The sequence below is a fragment of the Sulfuricurvum sp. genome (assembly GCF_028688295.1).
Classification (GTDB): domain Bacteria; phylum Campylobacterota; class Campylobacteria; order Campylobacterales; family Sulfurimonadaceae; genus Sulfuricurvum.
Map to the genome: position 1 here is coordinate 31933 of NZ_JAQTYM010000004.1, position 16230 is coordinate 48162.

The following is a 16230-nucleotide window of genomic DNA, read 5'->3' on the forward strand; positions in this document are numbered from 1 at the left end:
TTATTTTTTGCGTACTATACTTGCAAATGTATTATAATGCCGAAATCAAATCCCTTGGTAAAAAAAGGGAACATACAAGGATAGCAATGAAGCGATATTACAGCGCTTGGATTTTGGGAGTATTGTTGAGTGCACAATGTGCATCAGCGACTGTTTTAGTAACAGTCAATGGAGATGAAATTACCTCTGAAGAGGTCAATAAAGTATTAATGGAAGGGACACAAGGTCGTTTTGACTCATTGCCCGCTGATAAACAAAATGAATTACGTCAACGCATTATAGAGGGGATGATTGCACAAGAACTCGTTTTCGATGATGCAAAACGAACCGGTGTGCTTGAATCAAAAGAGTATAAACAAGAACTTGAAAAACTTGTGGATCGTCTCAAAATTCAACTTGCAGCCAAAGTATGGGAGCAAGAGCAGTTTGAAGCAATCAAAGTAGACGCTAGAGAAGTTAAATCTTATTTCGATGCTAATCCTGATGAATTTGTTGATAAAGAGAAAATCCGTGCACGCCATATTTTGGTGAAAACAGAGGCTGAAGCGCAAGCGGTTATCCGAAGTATGAAAGCACTAAGCGGTGAGAAACTAAAAAATGAGTTTATTACTCAGGCAAAATCAAAATCAACCGGACCAAGTGCAGCTAAAGGTGGAGATTTAGGTTATTTCCCACGTGGACAGATGGTACCGTCATTCAATGACGCAGCATTCGCGATGAAAGAAGGGACTATCTCTACAGCTCCTGTTCAAAGCCAGTTCGGATATCATGTTATTTATGTTGAAGATAAAAAAGTAGCGAAAAAGTTGAGTTTTGAAGAAGTAAAAAACTTTATCGAACAGCGTTTAAAAATGGATAAGTTTAAAGCAACGATGGAGAAAAAAATGTCTTCACTTCGTGAAAAAGCAAAAATCACTTACACTAAATAATTATCTCTTTACTCATTCCCGTCTATGTGCGGGAGTCTAAATCGTGCATTAAAATGATTTGTAAAAGCTTTCAAAAGCTGATGCTTCCATCGGTTTAGCGAAATGGTACCCTTGCACTTCATCGCATCCATAGGTCTCGATCACAGAAAGCACTTGAGCATTTTCAACCCCCTCGGCGATGGTTTTTAGGTTAAGATTTTTCGCCATTTGAATGATGGTTTTAACGATTGCCGCATCATCACGATCTTGGAGGATGTCGCGGACAAACGATTGATCAATTTTTAGTTTATCGACTGCGAACCGTTTGAGGTAGGATAGGCTCGAATATCCAGTGCCGAAATCATCGATTGAGAGCTGTACTCCCAGTGCTTTTAGATTACGAACTGACTGGAGGGTGTTGTCAGCATCGTGCATGATGATCGACTCGGTGAGTTCGAGTTCGAGACGATCCGGATTGATTTGAGAAGAGCGGATAGCATTTTTCACTATCTCTTCGAGATTTCCCCGTTTGAACTGCATGGCAGAGATGTTGACCGCGACGCCAATCTCTATCCCTTTTGTATGCCAAAGGGCAACTTGTCGACATGATTCTTCGATGACCCATTGACCGATTTGGACGATCAATCCACTGCTCTCAGCAATAGGAATAAAACTCATTGGAGGCATCATCCCCAACATCGGATGGCGCCACCGTATTAGAGCTTCAACCCCCGTAATGGCGTTTGTTGCTAAATCGATTTGAGGTTGATAGTGGAGGATTAATTCATCTTTTTCCAATGCTGCTTTGAGGTCACTCTGGATTTTAAATTGTCCTATCATGTGATGAGTCATTTGTTGGGTATAAAAATGATAGCTATTTTTCCCTGACTCTTTGGCTTTGTACATTGCGGTATCGGCACTTTGGAACAATGTTTCAAATGTATCACCGTGATCTGGGTAAGTAGCTATCCCTATAGAGCCTGATACGGATAAGGTATTGGAATTGATCACAAACGGTTTTTCTAACTTTATTAAAATCTTTTTAGCTATCAAAGCGATATCATTGTTTGCTTGAACGTCTGATAGGATCAATAAAAACTCATCTCCCCCCTGACGACTAATATTATCGCTTTCACGAATAAATTTTTTTAGACGTGATGCTATGGTTTTGAGCATCATATCTCCTACAGAATGCCCCAATGTATCGTTAATCTCTTTGAACCCATCTAAATCGATGAAGAGAAAAGCTACTTTAGTTCCGTAACGTTTGGATTGAGCCATTATCTGCTCAGCTCTTATTTTAGCAAGGGTACGGTTTGGCAACCCTGTAAGAGCATCGTGGTGCGCCATATGGTAGATTTTTTGTTCGTTCTCTTTACGCTCGGTAATATCCTGTGTCACCACAATAGTTTGGATAGGATCGGTATTAGGGATGACAATCACCGAAACACTGTGTTCTCTTCTCGTTCCGTCCGTTTGAATAACCCCTAATTCGTAGGTGCTGGGAACATCTTCTCCTCGAATGCGACGTGTGTACATATCGAGTGCTTTTGCTCGATCATCAGGATGGATCGTCTCTAGAAAATTAGGTTTAACATCCATAATCGTTTCATCATAGCCGTATTGTTTTGCTTTTTCTATATCATTTGTATAGACATATTTTCCATCTTCGATGACATGTATCCCGAGTCCTGCTTCAGCGATACTGAGTAATAGGGTATTTTGGAAATCTTTTTGTTTTTTAATTTCAGATTCCATTTTTTTTCGATCGGTGATATCGAAGCCGATCAAAAGCATACTCCTAATGTGACCTGACGCGTCTTTTTCGGGTATGATGCGCATGTGATGAAACACTTCACCTCTATCATTTGTAGGAGGAAAGATCATATCAAAAGTTTTTGGATTACCGTCGACCAAAACTTCTTGTATCGTTTTTGCCAATTCGACATAATGATCATTTTTAAAGGCTTCTGTAATTTTTTCCCCAATTAGATGTTCAGAAGAGATGCCAAGAAATGATTCAAGCTTTGGATTAAGGTATAGAATCCGTAAATCACGATCATAGCGGATAATATGATCGGGAGAATTTTCAGCCAAAGAACGAAACTCCTGCTCTCGTGATGCTAATTTGGATTCCATTCGTTTACGCTCACTAATATCACGCGAAAGGATGATATAGGTACCACTAGATTTTCTTATAGAGGCGGAGAGTTCGAAGTATTTTCTCCCCTCAGGCAAGTCGATATATATCATGTTTCCTAGAGAGTGACCCATAACATCCACTTCTCGGATGGTTTTATAGCAGATTTCTACTGTATCAGTGGGTAATATATCACGGATATTTTTGCCGATCAGAAGCGCTTTTTGCTCTGCAAGGAGTTTCTCATCCTGCGCCCAAATGTTGAGGTAGGTTCCCTCTGAGTCTAATTCGAAGAGCAAATCAGGGATCGTATTGATAATCTCTTCGTTAAATTCCATCGCTTGCTGTAATCGTTGTTCTGCTTGTTTTCGTTCTGTGATGTCGTGAATATATCCGTACCAAATGATACCACCTTGTGGATGGGATTGCGGCATCGTATTGCTCTCCATCCATCGCTCTCCCTTGGTTGGATGGATGATACGAAACTCTTCGTGCCAAACGCTCATCGTTCTAGCCGATTCGGCAATGGTTTCGAATATCCGATCATTATCATCAGGATGGTGAAGTTTAGCAAGCGCGCTGGTGTCGTTTGCTACATTCTCTGGGGTTAATCCGAATAAATCAACAATGTTCGGCGAAACATACGGCATACAGGTAGAACCATCGGGGCGGAGATAGAAGCTCCCCATCATACCAGGAGATGAATCGGCTAAAGAGCGAAATTCCCTCTCTCGTGATGCTAATGCAGACTCTATGTGTTTACGATTGGAAATATCGATGATATTAGCAATCCGTTGTTTGATAACCCCGTTTTCATCTGTGATGACGGTGATATGAACCGAGACGGGGACGGGGGATCCATCTTTTCGGATGTGGGTAGTTTCGAACGAAACATCGTTGATAGCGCAGGATAGTGATTGTTCATGCGCTTCAAGACGGATCATACATTCGGGGGCAAACACTTCCCCAGGAGAGGCTCCGATCAGCTCATGAGGCTCATAACCATGAATGGCGGCAAAAGCAGGATTAACCATCTCAAGTTTATTATCTTCAGCGTTACAGATCGCGATACCGACTCTGGCATTATCGAAAATGTATTTTAATTTTTCGGTATGCGGTTCCATTACAGACATGCAGAACCTATATTTGAGTTAATGATAAATTCTTCAACCATACAAACCGTTCCTCATACTAAACTCTATCTTATATTAACAACATTTAGGTCACATATCAGTCACGTATTTTTGCAATAATTGAGACCGAAATGTGCTAAAAAAAGGTGTAGACAAAAGGAGAGTTAAATACAGAGGAAAAGTAGATAACATGAGAAATAACTATGACACTAATAAACTTATTCGCTCCATTCCAAAGCTTGTTAAAGTTGTAATGTCCGCTCCTTAACTTTTTGTTCAAGCGTAGCATTAAGTTCTTTGATCATTTCTTCTTTTTGTCTTCGTTCAGTAATGTCTTGTACTGTACCGATAGACAACACAGGATTTCCATCCGCATCATATTGAGTTTCACAACTCTCTAAAACATATTTGATGCGACCGTCGATCACTATCCTATGGATGATTTCGAATGGCAGTTTTGTTTTTAGCGATTCCTCAAATACTTTATTCACGATTTCCCTATCATCAGGATGGACAGAATCATAAAATATTGTATGCAACTCACCTTTTTGTTCTGGGTCAATCTCAAATATCCGATATGTCTCATTCGACCATGTCAGTTTTTGACTTGGAAGTTCTAATTCCCAACTGCCAATTTTAGCAATTTTTTGCGCCTCATTGAGACTTTTTTCGCTTTGCGTTAGTTGCTCTTCGATTTTTTTGCGCTCGGTGATATCACGGGAGAGGGCAATGTAGTTACCGCTTGTTTTTTTCTTGGATACGGAGAGTTCAAACCACCGTTTCCCCTCAGAAAGATTGAGACTGTAGGTTTTGCCTAGAGAGAATCCTTTTTCATCCACCTCCCTCATCGCTTGAAATGAGATGATGACGACGTCCGGCGGAAGTATTTCTTGGAATTTTTTTCCAAGAAGTATCTCTTTTTGGGCTGCCAGCATTGCTTCATCCTGTGCCCATATACCGACGTAGGTCCCATCGGGTGCAATTTCGAACAGCAGATCAGGGATGGCTCCGATAATACCTTCGATAAACTCAAGTGCATTTTGGAGTTCTTCCGTACGTTCATTTACCCGTTTTTCAAGTGATAGATTGAGATTTCGGATTGCTTCTTCAGCTTTTTTACGTTCGGTGATGTTACGGGAAATGTTGAGGCTATAGCTGTGCCCTTTATATATGAAAAAATTGGCATTAACCTCTGCTGGGAAGATCGACCCATCTTTATGGCGGTGTCGGGTTTCAATCAAAAGGGATTTCTCTCTTTTGAGATGCTCTAATGACTCTTTGTATCGCTCTTGTGACCAATCAGGATCGATATCTGAGACCCCCATGGTGAGCAGCTCTTCACGCGTATAACCAAGTTTATTGCATGCTGAGGTGTTAACGAACGTCATCATCCCCTCTTCATCCGTCATAAATACGGCTTCGGCGATATGTTCGAGGGCGAATTTTTTCAGCTGTAGCCGTTCTTCGGCCACTTTTTTCTCGGTTAAATCCCAAACATTTGCGATATGATAGAGTATGTCCCCCTCATCGTCTTTGATTACAATGAGCTCTACCGAGACGGGAAACGTCGTACCGTCTTTACGTTTGTGTACCGCTTCAAAAGCTATATATCCTTTGTCAAAAGCCTCTTTTTGAATGATTGGGAATATTTTGAGAGAATCGGTGCTAAAAAGGTCAGGAACGCTGATGTGACTAAGTTCTTGCTTTGTATACCCGTATAAATTATGAAATGCGGCATTGGTAAGTTCAAACGTATTACTTGTTCCAACATGCATTGCGATCCCCCAATGTGCCATTTTAAAGATATCGGCCCATTTTTTGAGAGCTTTTTCAATCTCTTCAAGTTCGATAACTTTTCGGGAGAGCTGATTGATCCGATTCAAAGAGAGCTTTTCATCGAGAGTTACAATATCACTATAATGATCTCCGTATTCGGAATAGGGTATCTCGATGGTAAAACAGGCTCCCCCATTTTTATTGTTAACCGATATTTTTCCGCCGAATCGCTGCTCTATGATTTTTTTGGTCATAAAAAGTCCCAGACCCGAACCCGATTCTTTGGTCGTAATGTGCAGATCAAAAACCATATCGATCGGTTTTAGACGGATACCTCCGGCATTATCGGAGACGGTGAGTATACAGGTTTGATTTTTCTCACTTACATGGACGGTAATGGTGGGAGTTTCGATCGAAGAATTGTCAAACGCATCTTTGGCGTTGAGGATGAGGTTGAGCATCGAGTGGGTAAACTCGTTAGCATTTCCATGAATCGTCGGATTGATCTCCAAATCAAAATTCAGGGTAATATTGCTATTTTCAAACGAATATTCGGTGATTTTGCGAACTTTGTCCAACTCATCGGCAATGGAGAAACGCATAGTCGCATTATTTCGCTGTGACAAAAAGCTGTAAAACGTATCGATGGTTTCAGCCAAATGCTGTAGCAGTTTAAAGCTGGTTTCAACCGAGTTTAAAAGTTTCTCTTTGGAGATTTCACCTTGAAAAATGAGGGAGGCTTTGATAGAGTTTTGAATTGCACTGATGGCATTAAGCGGCTGTTTCCACTGATGGGCGATATCCCCTACCGTCTCCCCCATCGAAGTGTAGCGCGATTTTAGAAAGAGGATTTTAGCCTCTTCTTTGGTTTCATTGAGGAGAGCATCACGCTCTTTTTGCAGGGATTTTACTTTGTACGCAAGAAAAATACTCATACAAGAGGTAATCGCCAATAAAGTATAAAGCACCATTTTTAGCGTGCACTTTCACGTGTATCGAGACGATACCCAATTCCTCGAACAGAGATAATAATATCAATCCCCAGTTTTTTACGAAGACGTAAAACGATATTTTTAATGGCAGATTCACAGATAGAATCGAGTGGCCAGAGAGATTTGCCTATTTCATCTTTGGTGACAGTTTTATAACGATTTTTCATCAGAAGCGAGAGAAACTCTTGTTCTTTAACCCCTAGCGGAACGATTTTACCACGCTTGTAAAGCTCTTGTGTTGCAGAGTTATAATAGAGATTTTTACCAAGAACAATTAATCCACCTGTTTTATGTGTCCTTTGAATTGCTGTGCATATGGTAGAGGTTAATTTTTCAAGTTCTACCGGTTTGACCAAATATCCATCAATGGATAGATTTGCGGCACTGTAAAGCAACTCCTGTTCGGCAAAACTGGTGAGTAAAATAATCGGGATAGTGTAGTCATTTTGACGAATTCTTCGGATTAGACTCAAACCATCTTGTTTAGGCATTTTGATATCGCTAATGAGAATATCGGGTGTTTCGTCTTCGTATATGCTATAAGCCTCGTCACCATCAGAAGCTGTATATACTGTTCCAAAGATCATCTCTAAGATTTCTGTCATTTGGATTCGGCTTATCGTATCATCTTCAGCGAAAAGGACACTTTTTTCTTTGAGTATGAACATATTCTGTATCATTAATATCATCCTTGTTTTGCGCTTAGTACACTTAATATATTGTATTGTTTTTTTTCGTTCCATAATATAGTCATATTTTACCATCAAAACAGTCATAAAATGGTCACGTCTATCGGTGTTTATGTTATGAAGCATTATCAAAAATATTTATTATTGAATATATCACAGCACAAAGTATACGTTTTAAAGTATAAAGCTTATTTTTCCATCGTTCCCGCTAAATGTATCAGAGCTAAAACCCATATAAAAAGTCATATATTAGTCATATATCTATAGTATATTATGACCTTATCGAGTCTATGAAAACAGTATGATGCGCCCAATAATTTACGAAAGATAAACATGAACCAAGAATATCTACTGCACGAAAGTGACTTTTTAGTATCTGAGACTGATGAACAAGGGATAATACTTTTTGCGAACGATGATTTTTGTAAAGTTGCCGGTTATTCTCTAGACGAACTTATCGCTCAACCGCATAGTATAGTACGTCATCCCGATATGCCAAAAACTGCATTTAAAGATTTATGGGAAACCATCAAACGGGGTGAAACATGGAGCGGATATGTGAAAAACCGCACTAAAAATGGTGATTTCTATTGGGTGTTTGCGATGGTATATGCGATACGCAGTGGTAACAATAATGAACTAACATACATCTCGTGCCGGAGAAGACCGAGCAGGGAAGAGATCAACAATGCTTCAGAACTCTATCAAACAATGTATTAATCAAAAGGTAATTTATGAAACGATATACAGAATCAGCCGTGTTAATATTATTGTCTATTTTTGCACTAATCTTTTGGAGTATGACAAATAGTACATTAGGGGGGATGGCGATTACAGTACTGCTCACAGTAACAAGTCTATGGATGATTAACCGTAAAATACCGCAAGATGAAACCTATATTAGAAATCGCTTAGATGCGTTTAGAGAGCTGATCGAGAACAAACGGACTAAAGTCCCCCTCACTGATGCAGATAAATACAGTACTGATGGACAATTAAACACCATCATACAAACACATGAGAGTGCGTTAATAACTGACACAAAAGTTGCGGGAGAGATGGTGTTGCTCGCGGATAAGGTAAAGCGGGGATATTATGATAATCGTGTTATAACGAATTCCAAAACTCCCCATATCCATTTATTAAAAAAGACGATGAATACGATGCTTGATTCAATCGAATCGAGCATCGATGATATGATGAGTGTGTTAAAAGAGCTTACAAACGGTAATTACGAAACACGAGCCAATATTGCAGTAGAGGGAAAAATGGGAGTTCTACTCGAAGAGGTCAATGAACTCGGAAATGCCTTATACGCAATGCAACAGCAAAGTAACGAATCGACTCAGAGGTTAAATAATAAAACGCAAGAGTTTAAAGTGATGCGTGATACCAAATTCGTCGAACTCAACAAAATGATCGAATCGACGGTTTACAAGATTCAAAATGTTGCTGATGAAGAGCATCATCTCGCGGATAATTTACTAACTTTGGTCGGGAACGCACGAGAAACAAAAGAGATTTTAGTCACCATCGGTGATATTGCCGAACAAACTAATCTCCTCGCACTCAACGCCGCGATCGAAGCAGCACGTGCAGGTGAACACGGTAGGGGATTTGCGGTCGTTGCTGATGAAGTACGTAAGCTCGCCGAGAGAACACAAAAAAGTTTAGCCGAGAGTTCCGCCACCATCAATGTACTTATCCAAGCGATTAGTGACAATAGTGACATACTCAACAAAAATATGAAAGAGATGAACTTATTAACTCACTATGTTACAAATCTCGACACACAAATGCATGAGCTGATGAGTGCCATGGATAGTATGCATTAATCCCCAGCGTTAGTTTCTATCGATCGCGTTTAGATCATTGAACGCTACTTTTACTCGATTCACCAATGTTTTTTGTCCGGCTTGGAGCCATTTGCGTGGATCGTAGTATTTTTTATTTGGTTTCTCTTCACCCTCTGGATTTCCGATTTGTCCTTGTAGGTAATCTTTGTATTTTTCATAGTAATCTTTTACCCCTTCCCATGTTGCCCATTGTGTATCAGTGTCGATATTCATTTTGATAACACCATAGCTGATTGCTTCACGGATCTCTTCGAGAGTTGAACCTGAACCGCCGTGGAAAACAAAGTTGACCGGTTTGTCGGAGACGGTAGCAAATTTCTCTTTGATGTATTTTTGAGAATTATCGAGAATAATCGGAGTGAGGACAACGTTGCCAGGTTTGTAAACACCATGAACATTTCCAAAGGATGCGGCAATGGTAAAGTTTTTACTCACTGCACTCAATCTTTCATACGCGTAAGCTACATCTTCAGGCTGTGTATAGAGTAGCGCGTTATCGATATTGGTATTATCCACACCGTCTTCTTCTCCTCCTGTGACACCAAGTTCGATTTCAAGTGTCATCCCTATTTTGTCCATACGCTTCATGTACTCAACGCAGGTTGCCACGTTTTCTTCCAACGACTCTTCTGAGAGGTCGAGCATGTGCGAACTAAAGAGGGGTTTACCGTGCTGTGCAAAATGTTTTTCACCTGCATCAAGCAGAGCATCAATCCATGGAAGAAGGTGGCGCGCCGCATGGTCAGTATGCAAAATAACAGGGAGACCGTAGGCTTCTGCCATCATGTGGGTATGAATCGCTCCACTGATTGCTCCGGCAATGGCGGCTTTTTCATTTTCGTTGCTTAACCCTTTACCTGCATAGTAGCTGGCACCACCGTTTGAAAACTGAATAATTACGGGAGAATTAACCAATTTAGCAGCTTCAAGGACAGCATTGATAGAATCTGTTCCGACAACATTGACGGCTGGCAATGCAAAACCTTCCGCTTTGGCAATCTCAAATAGTTTTTGAACATCATCACCAAATATGACACCGGGTTTCATCTCTTCTAAAATACGTTTGGACATTCTTTACCCCACAGTTAAAATTGACGATATTATACTCTTAGAGCAATAATGATAGAATTAAAAAAAAACGGAGTTGATGTTGAGGCGTTTAGGTTTCTTCCTTTTTTTTCTTACACACTCACTTTTAGCTACGTCGACCCCCTTATTATTTGGGACATTAGCGGAACCACTGCAAAAAAGTATTATTCCCGTTGAAAGGTTAAGCCGCACGCAGGCTATGGCTTCAAATCAAGTTTTATTGAAAAGTTTTTTGAATAGTGTGGAAGGAACGTTAAGCGTCGGAAAAGAGCTAAACAGTGGAAAAGAGGTCGATAAAGAATTATTGAGTAGTTACCTTAAAGAGTTACGACTTCTCTCGCAAACGAAAGAATCAATAGATACACTGTATCGTAAATCTTTAAATACGGCGATAGCCAAAAGCGATAAAAAAAGCTTTGAAGATTTGATTTCAGTTCAACTCGATCCTCTGCATCATCCCCGTGTCCGTGCAGAGGTAATTGCTTTTTATCGCGAAAATTATCCTCATCAATCGATAAAAAGTATTGAAGTGTTATGTGACGAACAAGTATTAGAGCAAAAAAGTATTCAGGTGGCGATTGAACAAGAACAAGCCTATGAAGAGCATTTACGCATTTTGAAACGCTCCGAAGTTTCTGCAGTTAAAAAAATGGCACAAATTGGTTCACGTAACAGCGTCATCCTAAGTGCTGAGCGTAACGGAGCCGGAGGATTTGAGTTTGAAGCCGAAAATCTAAATCCTTATACCGTGACAATGAGTATCGATTTTGAATCATTGAGTAATTTAAAGGCTTCGAGCCGACTTCCTTTATTTATTGAAGTTCCGGGAAGAAGCAAAAAGAGAGTGTTAGAACTTTCTCGAATGTCGTCAGTATCGGGTGTTGATTATCGATCGTCTTATGGGTGGGTAAGAGGGTCGGCATTTGCAAAGCACCAAGATGACTACCTCTATCGTCTCCCTTTTCTCAGAGGGGCTAATGTACGTGTTTCTCAAGGATATTATGGAGATACCTCGCATAAAGGATTGTCCGCCTATGCGGTTGATTTTCCGATTCCTGTCGGTACACCGATATATGCAGCGCGTGAGGGGATCGTCGTAGGCTCAGAAGGATCTAATAATGTCGGAGGGGGGAGTCCCGAATATCGTAAATATGCCAACTATGTTATTCTTGAACACAGTGATGGGACGATGGGAAATTATTACCATTTGAAACAAGGCGGTGCGATTGCGGTGATTGGACAAAAGGTTCTAAAAGGTGATCTTATCGGCTATTCGGGTAATACAGGGTATAGCAGTGGCCCCCATTTACATTTTAGTGTGAGTAAAGTCGATCCGATTTCAATGCGCCGACCGATGAATTTGCCGATTAAAATGGAAACGCTGCAAGGAATTGTCACAAATCCTCGCAAAGGTGACCGATATACGGTACAATAAATCCACAGATTATAACGACGGAGTATATAGATGTTTGATACGGTTAAATCAAAAATTATTTTTACAACATTGCTCTTTAGCTTTTTAGGTTTAGGGACAATATATTGGTACCTAACGACCAATTTTCATGATTTTTCGAATGAGACGGCAAAACGTTCTCTTAATATGTTGAGCCAATCCATTTTTCAAACCCTCTCAGGAAGTATGTTGGCGGGTGATCCGGCAGTTGTCGCCGAAGCGATAGCCAATGCGCAAAAAATAGATGGCATTGAAGCGTTAAAAGTAGAAAAATCACAAGCGGTAATCGATTTGCTCTCACCTGAATCCAAATTTACCGAAGAACCGCTGATTCGTGAAATTTTTAAAAATAAAATGCCTAAAGTGATTGAAAATACTAATGGAACGCACACAATACGTTTATTGCAACCGCTCATTGCTGAGGAACGATGTCTTTCTTGTCATGGTAATGTGCAAACAGGAGATATTTTAGGTGTTATGGATTTAGTGATTTCGTTAGAAAAAAATGACGATGAGATCAGTAAAACAGAAACGATTTTGTTGATTGCATTGAGTGTTGTCGTCGTCGTTTTTGTCAGTGTACTTAATATCTTTTTTGGAAGAGAAGTGCTTATTCCGCTTGAGGGGCTTAGAAATAGAATCCGTGCACTGGTAAGCGGTGATAAAGATTTGACCAAGCGTCTTGAAGTATCAAAAAAAGATGAGTTCTCACAAGCTGCATTGGCTGTTAATAATTTTGTCTCCATGGTTCAAGAGACGGTCAATGAAGTTAAAGATTTAGGAAAACAAAACTCGACCATAGCGATGACCATTACCGATGCGACGCGTGCAATTTCAGCTGGAGTAGAACAAGAACGTCTCATCGTCGAAGCAACAACACAAAAAAGTCATTCGATTAAAGAGATTCTTTCCGGAGCGATTTCGGTATCAGAACAGACACAACGTAATGTTGCTAATGCAAACGGTGAGCTAGTTACGGCAAAAGATGCCTTGTACCGTCTTGTCGGCGAGGTAGAAGGGTACATTGAAAACGAACATGAGATGTCTTCGCAGTTGGTATCTCTCCGTCACGATGCAGATCAAGTGAAAAGCGTATTAGGTGTTATTAAAGATATTGCCGATCAAACCAACCTATTAGCGCTCAATGCAGCGATTGAAGCAGCGCGTGCAGGTGAACACGGACGAGGGTTTGCGGTAGTCGCCGATGAGGTACGAAAACTGGCAGAACGGACCCAAAAAAGTTTAACTGAGATCGAAATCAGTGTCGGAACTATCGTTCAGGCGATTAATGATGTGAGTGATAGAATGGGTGAAAATGCCCGTAACATGAATGATCTAACCGTTATCTCTAACGAAGTCGAAGAGAAAATATCGGCAACCTCATCTGAGATGGAACGCTCCGTCTTGGTAGCAGAGAGATCATACAATGACTCGGTTGAAGTGGTGGGTCATATCGAATGGATTATTGATAAAATTTCCCAGATTAATGATGTCTCAGAATCAAATCGTCACAGTGTTGAACAGATTGAAAGTGACTCAAAACAATTGCTCGAAGTTGCTAACTCACTTTCAGCTCGTATTAACGAATTCAAGAGCTAAAAACTCCGAGCCAAAGGGCATCACTAGAGGTTGATAAAACCTGATGCTTGGTGTGAGCAGGGATAAAACAATAATCTCCTGCAGACAGAGTCAGCCTCTGCTCATTAACTTCGAGCGAGGCTTCTCCGATTAACAATACTACCCATTCATCTTCTTGCTGATCGTAGATTTCTCCGGGTGCTTTGAGCCATGAGCGGATTGATTCTATTTTGAGTGTTTTGTTTTGAAAAAGAGGGGTAAAGATTTCACTGTTGGAAACTGGAGTTTCAGTGCGATAAAGGTTGTTTAGAGTGATCAAGAAAGTCTCCTAAGTTAACGCGTGATATGATGTCACCATTATAAACCAACATCAGAGAATTTATGAAAAACGTTGTCTTAATCGGTTTTATGGGGGTCGGTAAAGGCTCGGTAGCACGTGAGATTGTGAAACAATCCAATTTGGTTGCTCTGGATACAGATGATATCATCGAGAGTATGGAAAACCGCCGCATCAAAAAAATCTTTGCCGAAGAGGGCGAAGAGTATTTTCGTGAGTTAGAACGCAAAGTTGCTCAGTGGCTCCAAAAAGAGGTCAGAGGAACATTAATCTCTACCGGAGGCGGTTTTTTTAAAGTACCGAATTTGAAAAAAATCGGTACGGTTATTTATCTTTCAGCTCCGTTTGAGACGATACATAATCGCATTTTAGCTCATCCTGATGCTGCAAAAAAATTACGCAAACGCCCTTTGTTTCAAGATATCGATAAAGCGATCAAACTGTATGATGAACGCTCTGCTATGTATAAGAAAGTGGCGGACATTGTTATTGATGTGAGTAATAAAGATATTCCTGACATCGCCAAAGAGATTTTAAAAAAGGTGAAATGAGATGAAAAAAATAGTTTTAATGCTACTGATGTGTGTAAGCATCGTGTTAAGTGCTGAGATTAAGTGGGAAAAAGATTATTCTACCGCAATCACTAAAGCAAAAGCGCTCAAGAAACCGGTGATGTTTGTTGTTTCTAATCATCATTGTCGTTTTTGTGTTCAGTTCGAAAGTACGACGTTGAAAAATCCAAAAGTTGTTCAAAAACTCAATTCCGATTTTATCAGTGCAATCGTATACATAGATGAAAATCCCATTTTTCCGCGCCATTTAAATGTTCCAGGAACACCGGGAACATGGTTTTTAAAATCGGATGGTGAACCGATGTATGAACCTATCATGGGAGCTGTTGAGAGTGAGCAATTTGTAGGTGCACTCGATACCGTTAAGCAAGAATTCAAAAAAAGTACAACGAGTAAGTAAAAGGATAGTTAATGACCCTAATTCATACCAATGAACCCAATTTTAAATCTGTTTTCAGTGAGCTTTTAGGGCGTGGAAAAATGGATATGGAACATGTATCCACCATTGTTAAAGGGCTTATCGATGAGATTCGTGCTGATGATGATGCCGCATTGATACGGCATATCTCGAAATTCGATCGATGGAACCCCTCATCCGGTGCAGAATTGCGTATTGATACGGCGGATATGAAACGTGCGTATGATGCACTCGAACCGACACTCAAAGCATCATTGCATTTGGCGTATGACCGCATCCGCGTTTATCACGAAAAACAGCTTCCGAAAAGCTGGTTTGATACCGAGGCAAACGGAACGATTTTAGGGCAAAAAGTGACTCCGGTGGATCGTGCGGGTCTTTATATCCCCGGAGGAAAAGCGGCCTATCCTAGTTCTTTGCTTATGAATGTGATCCCCGCTCAAGTCGCAGGGGTCGAACACATTGTGGTTACTACACCTACTCCTGATAATGAGCCGAATGAACTGTTACTGGCGGCGTGTCATTTGTGCGGTGTAACTGAAGTGTTTAAAGTCGGAGGAGCGAGCGCGATTGCGGCGATGGCGTATGGCACAGAAACGATCCCAAAAGTGGATGTTATCACAGGACCGGGAAATATTTTCGTCGCAACGGCTAAAAAAATGGTATTCGGAGAGGTTAATATCGACATGATAGCAGGACCGAGTGAGATTGGTGTGCTCGCAGATGATTCGGCGAATCCTGTACATATTGCTATTGATTTGCTTTCTCAGGCGGAACACGATGAGATGGCAAGCTCTATTTTGATCACACCGTCTCAAAAATTTGCGGATGCGTGTGCGGTCGAGATTGAAAATTGGCTCAAAAAACTTCCGCGTGAAGAGATCGCCCGCAAATCGATTGAAGAGCGTGCTGCGATTATCGTAACCGAGACGATGGAAGAGGCGGTAGCTCTGATGAACGAGATCGCCCCTGAACATCTCGAAGTAGCGACCGACAACCCTTTTGCACTTCTCCCTTCGATCAAACATGCAGGGGCGATATTCTTGGGTCACTACACTCCCGAAGCGATCGGTGATTACGTTGCAGGACCGAATCACACCCTCCCTACCGGAGGGACAGCGAAGTTCTATTCACCGCTTGGGGTTGAGAACTTTATGAAAAAATCCTCTATTATCTCTTTTTCACGCCAAGCGATCAATGAGATTGGTGAAGCGTGTGCACTTATAGCCCATACCGAAGGGCTTGGTGCCCATGAAGCATCGGTTCGCTGCAGATTAGATAAATAAACC

13 protein-coding genes are annotated in these 16230 nt (G+C 40.8%); 8 read left to right on the forward strand and 5 right to left on the reverse strand.

Annotated elements, in window-relative coordinates:
- The first annotated feature begins 86 nt into the window (after positions 1 to 86).
- Positions 87 to 929 carry a peptidylprolyl isomerase gene (locus tag PHR02_RS02120; protein WP_299988254.1) on the forward strand — a complete coding sequence of 281 codons (843 nt, stop codon included), beginning with the start codon at positions 87 to 89 and terminating at the stop codon, positions 927 to 929.
- Between the two features lie 48 nt (positions 930 to 977).
- On the opposite strand, the gene PHR02_RS02125 is transcribed toward PHR02_RS02120, so the two are convergent.
- The 3 genes from PHR02_RS02125 to PHR02_RS02135 form a co-directional block, all read right to left on the reverse strand.
- Positions 978 to 4181, reverse strand: a complete 3204-nt coding sequence (locus PHR02_RS02125) for an EAL domain-containing protein (protein ID WP_299988258.1) — start codon at positions 4179 to 4181, stop codon at positions 978 to 980.
- Positions 4182 to 4423: 242 nt separating this feature from the next.
- Positions 4424 to 6892, reverse strand: a complete 2469-nt coding sequence (locus PHR02_RS02130) for a PAS domain S-box protein (protein ID WP_299988261.1) — start codon at positions 6890 to 6892, stop codon at positions 4424 to 4426.
- 38 nt (positions 6893 to 6930) lie between these two features.
- Entirely contained in the window at positions 6931 to 7629 is a 699-nt protein-coding gene (locus tag PHR02_RS02135; protein WP_299988264.1) for a response regulator transcription factor, read from the reverse strand.
- A 342-nt stretch (positions 7630 to 7971) separates the two neighbouring features.
- Between PHR02_RS02135 and PHR02_RS02140 the strand changes: the two genes are divergently transcribed.
- Both PHR02_RS02140 and PHR02_RS02145 read left to right on the forward strand, forming a co-directional pair.
- The gene (locus PHR02_RS02140; protein ID WP_299988267.1) at positions 7972 to 8358 is read left to right on the forward strand and encodes a PAS domain-containing protein; all 387 of its coding nucleotides are present in this window, start codon (positions 7972 to 7974) and stop codon (positions 8356 to 8358) included.
- A gap of 14 nt (positions 8359 to 8372) precedes the next feature.
- The gene (locus PHR02_RS02145) at positions 8373 to 9473 is read left to right on the forward strand and encodes a methyl-accepting chemotaxis protein (protein ID WP_299988269.1); all 1101 of its coding nucleotides are present in this window, start codon (positions 8373 to 8375) and stop codon (positions 9471 to 9473) included.
- Positions 9474 to 9482: 9 nt separating this feature from the next.
- Here the strand turns inward: PHR02_RS02145 and fbaA are convergent, their stop codons facing one another.
- Positions 9483 to 10565 carry a class II fructose-bisphosphate aldolase gene (fbaA, locus tag PHR02_RS02150; RefSeq protein ID WP_299988273.1) on the reverse strand — a complete coding sequence of 361 codons (1083 nt, stop codon included), beginning with the start codon at positions 10563 to 10565 and terminating at the stop codon, positions 9483 to 9485.
- Between the two features lie 259 nt (positions 10566 to 10824).
- Between fbaA and PHR02_RS02155 the strand changes: the two genes are divergently transcribed.
- Both PHR02_RS02155 and PHR02_RS02160 read left to right on the forward strand, forming a co-directional pair.
- Complete coding sequence (locus tag PHR02_RS02155; RefSeq protein ID WP_299988352.1) at positions 10825 to 12018, forward strand: M23 family metallopeptidase; 1194 nt, start codon at positions 10825 to 10827, stop codon at positions 12016 to 12018.
- Positions 12019 to 12048: 30 nt separating this feature from the next.
- On the forward strand, positions 12049 to 13635 hold the full coding sequence (locus PHR02_RS02160) for a methyl-accepting chemotaxis protein (protein ID WP_299988275.1): 1587 nt from the start codon (positions 12049 to 12051) through the stop codon (positions 13633 to 13635).
- On the opposite strand, the gene PHR02_RS02165 is transcribed toward PHR02_RS02160, so the two are convergent.
- Positions 13625 to 13933 (reverse strand): cupin domain-containing protein, encoded by a 309-nt coding sequence (locus tag PHR02_RS02165; RefSeq protein WP_299988279.1) that lies wholly within the window; start codon positions 13931 to 13933, stop codon positions 13625 to 13627. The two genes, PHR02_RS02160 and PHR02_RS02165, sit on opposite strands and share 11 nt — an antisense overlap.
- 62 nt (positions 13934 to 13995) lie before the next feature.
- Here PHR02_RS02165 and PHR02_RS02170 point away from each other — a divergent pair, with 62 nt between their 5' ends.
- From PHR02_RS02170 to hisD, 3 genes are read left to right on the forward strand one after another with little or no spacing between them, the layout of a single operon-like run.
- Positions 13996 to 14502 carry a shikimate kinase gene (locus PHR02_RS02170; protein WP_299988281.1) on the forward strand — a complete coding sequence of 169 codons (507 nt, stop codon included), beginning with the start codon at positions 13996 to 13998 and terminating at the stop codon, positions 14500 to 14502.
- A gap of 1 nt (position 14503) precedes the next feature.
- Positions 14504 to 14923 (forward strand): thioredoxin family protein, encoded by a 420-nt coding sequence (locus PHR02_RS02175; protein WP_299988284.1) that lies wholly within the window; start codon positions 14504 to 14506, stop codon positions 14921 to 14923.
- 11 nt (positions 14924 to 14934) lie between these two features.
- The gene (gene hisD, locus PHR02_RS02180) at positions 14935 to 16227 is read left to right on the forward strand and encodes a histidinol dehydrogenase (protein ID WP_299988287.1); all 1293 of its coding nucleotides are present in this window, start codon (positions 14935 to 14937) and stop codon (positions 16225 to 16227) included.
- Positions 16228 to 16230: the final 3 nt, after the last annotated feature.

What these genes read in the sequence shown, in the direction of transcription:
- PHR02_RS02175 (WP_299988284.1), top strand. Translation starts at nt 14,504, where the DNA reads ATGAAAAAAATAGTTTTAATGCTACTGATGTGTGTAAGCATCGTGTTA.
- fbaA (WP_299988273.1), bottom strand. Translation starts at nt 10,565, where the DNA reads ATGTCCAAACGTATTTTAGAAGAGATGAAACCCGGTGTCATATTTGGT.
- PHR02_RS02120 (WP_299988254.1), top strand. Translation starts at nt 87, where the DNA reads ATGAAGCGATATTACAGCGCTTGGATTTTGGGAGTATTGTTGAGTGCA.
- PHR02_RS02135 (WP_299988264.1), bottom strand. Translation starts at nt 7,629, where the DNA reads ATGATACAGAATATGTTCATACTCAAAGAAAAAAGTGTCCTTTTCGCT.
- PHR02_RS02145 (WP_299988269.1), top strand. Translation starts at nt 8,373, where the DNA reads ATGAAACGATATACAGAATCAGCCGTGTTAATATTATTGTCTATTTTT.
- PHR02_RS02130 (WP_299988261.1), bottom strand. Translation starts at nt 6,892, where the DNA reads ATGAGTATTTTTCTTGCGTACAAAGTAAAATCCCTGCAAAAAGAGCGT.
- PHR02_RS02160 (WP_299988275.1), top strand. Translation starts at nt 12,049, where the DNA reads ATGTTTGATACGGTTAAATCAAAAATTATTTTTACAACATTGCTCTTT.
- PHR02_RS02170 (WP_299988281.1), top strand. Translation starts at nt 13,996, where the DNA reads ATGAAAAACGTTGTCTTAATCGGTTTTATGGGGGTCGGTAAAGGCTCG.
- PHR02_RS02140 (WP_299988267.1), top strand. Translation starts at nt 7,972, where the DNA reads ATGAACCAAGAATATCTACTGCACGAAAGTGACTTTTTAGTATCTGAG.
- PHR02_RS02125 (WP_299988258.1), bottom strand. Translation starts at nt 4,181, where the DNA reads ATGTCTGTAATGGAACCGCATACCGAAAAATTAAAATACATTTTCGAT.
- hisD (WP_299988287.1), top strand. Translation starts at nt 14,935, where the DNA reads ATGACCCTAATTCATACCAATGAACCCAATTTTAAATCTGTTTTCAGT.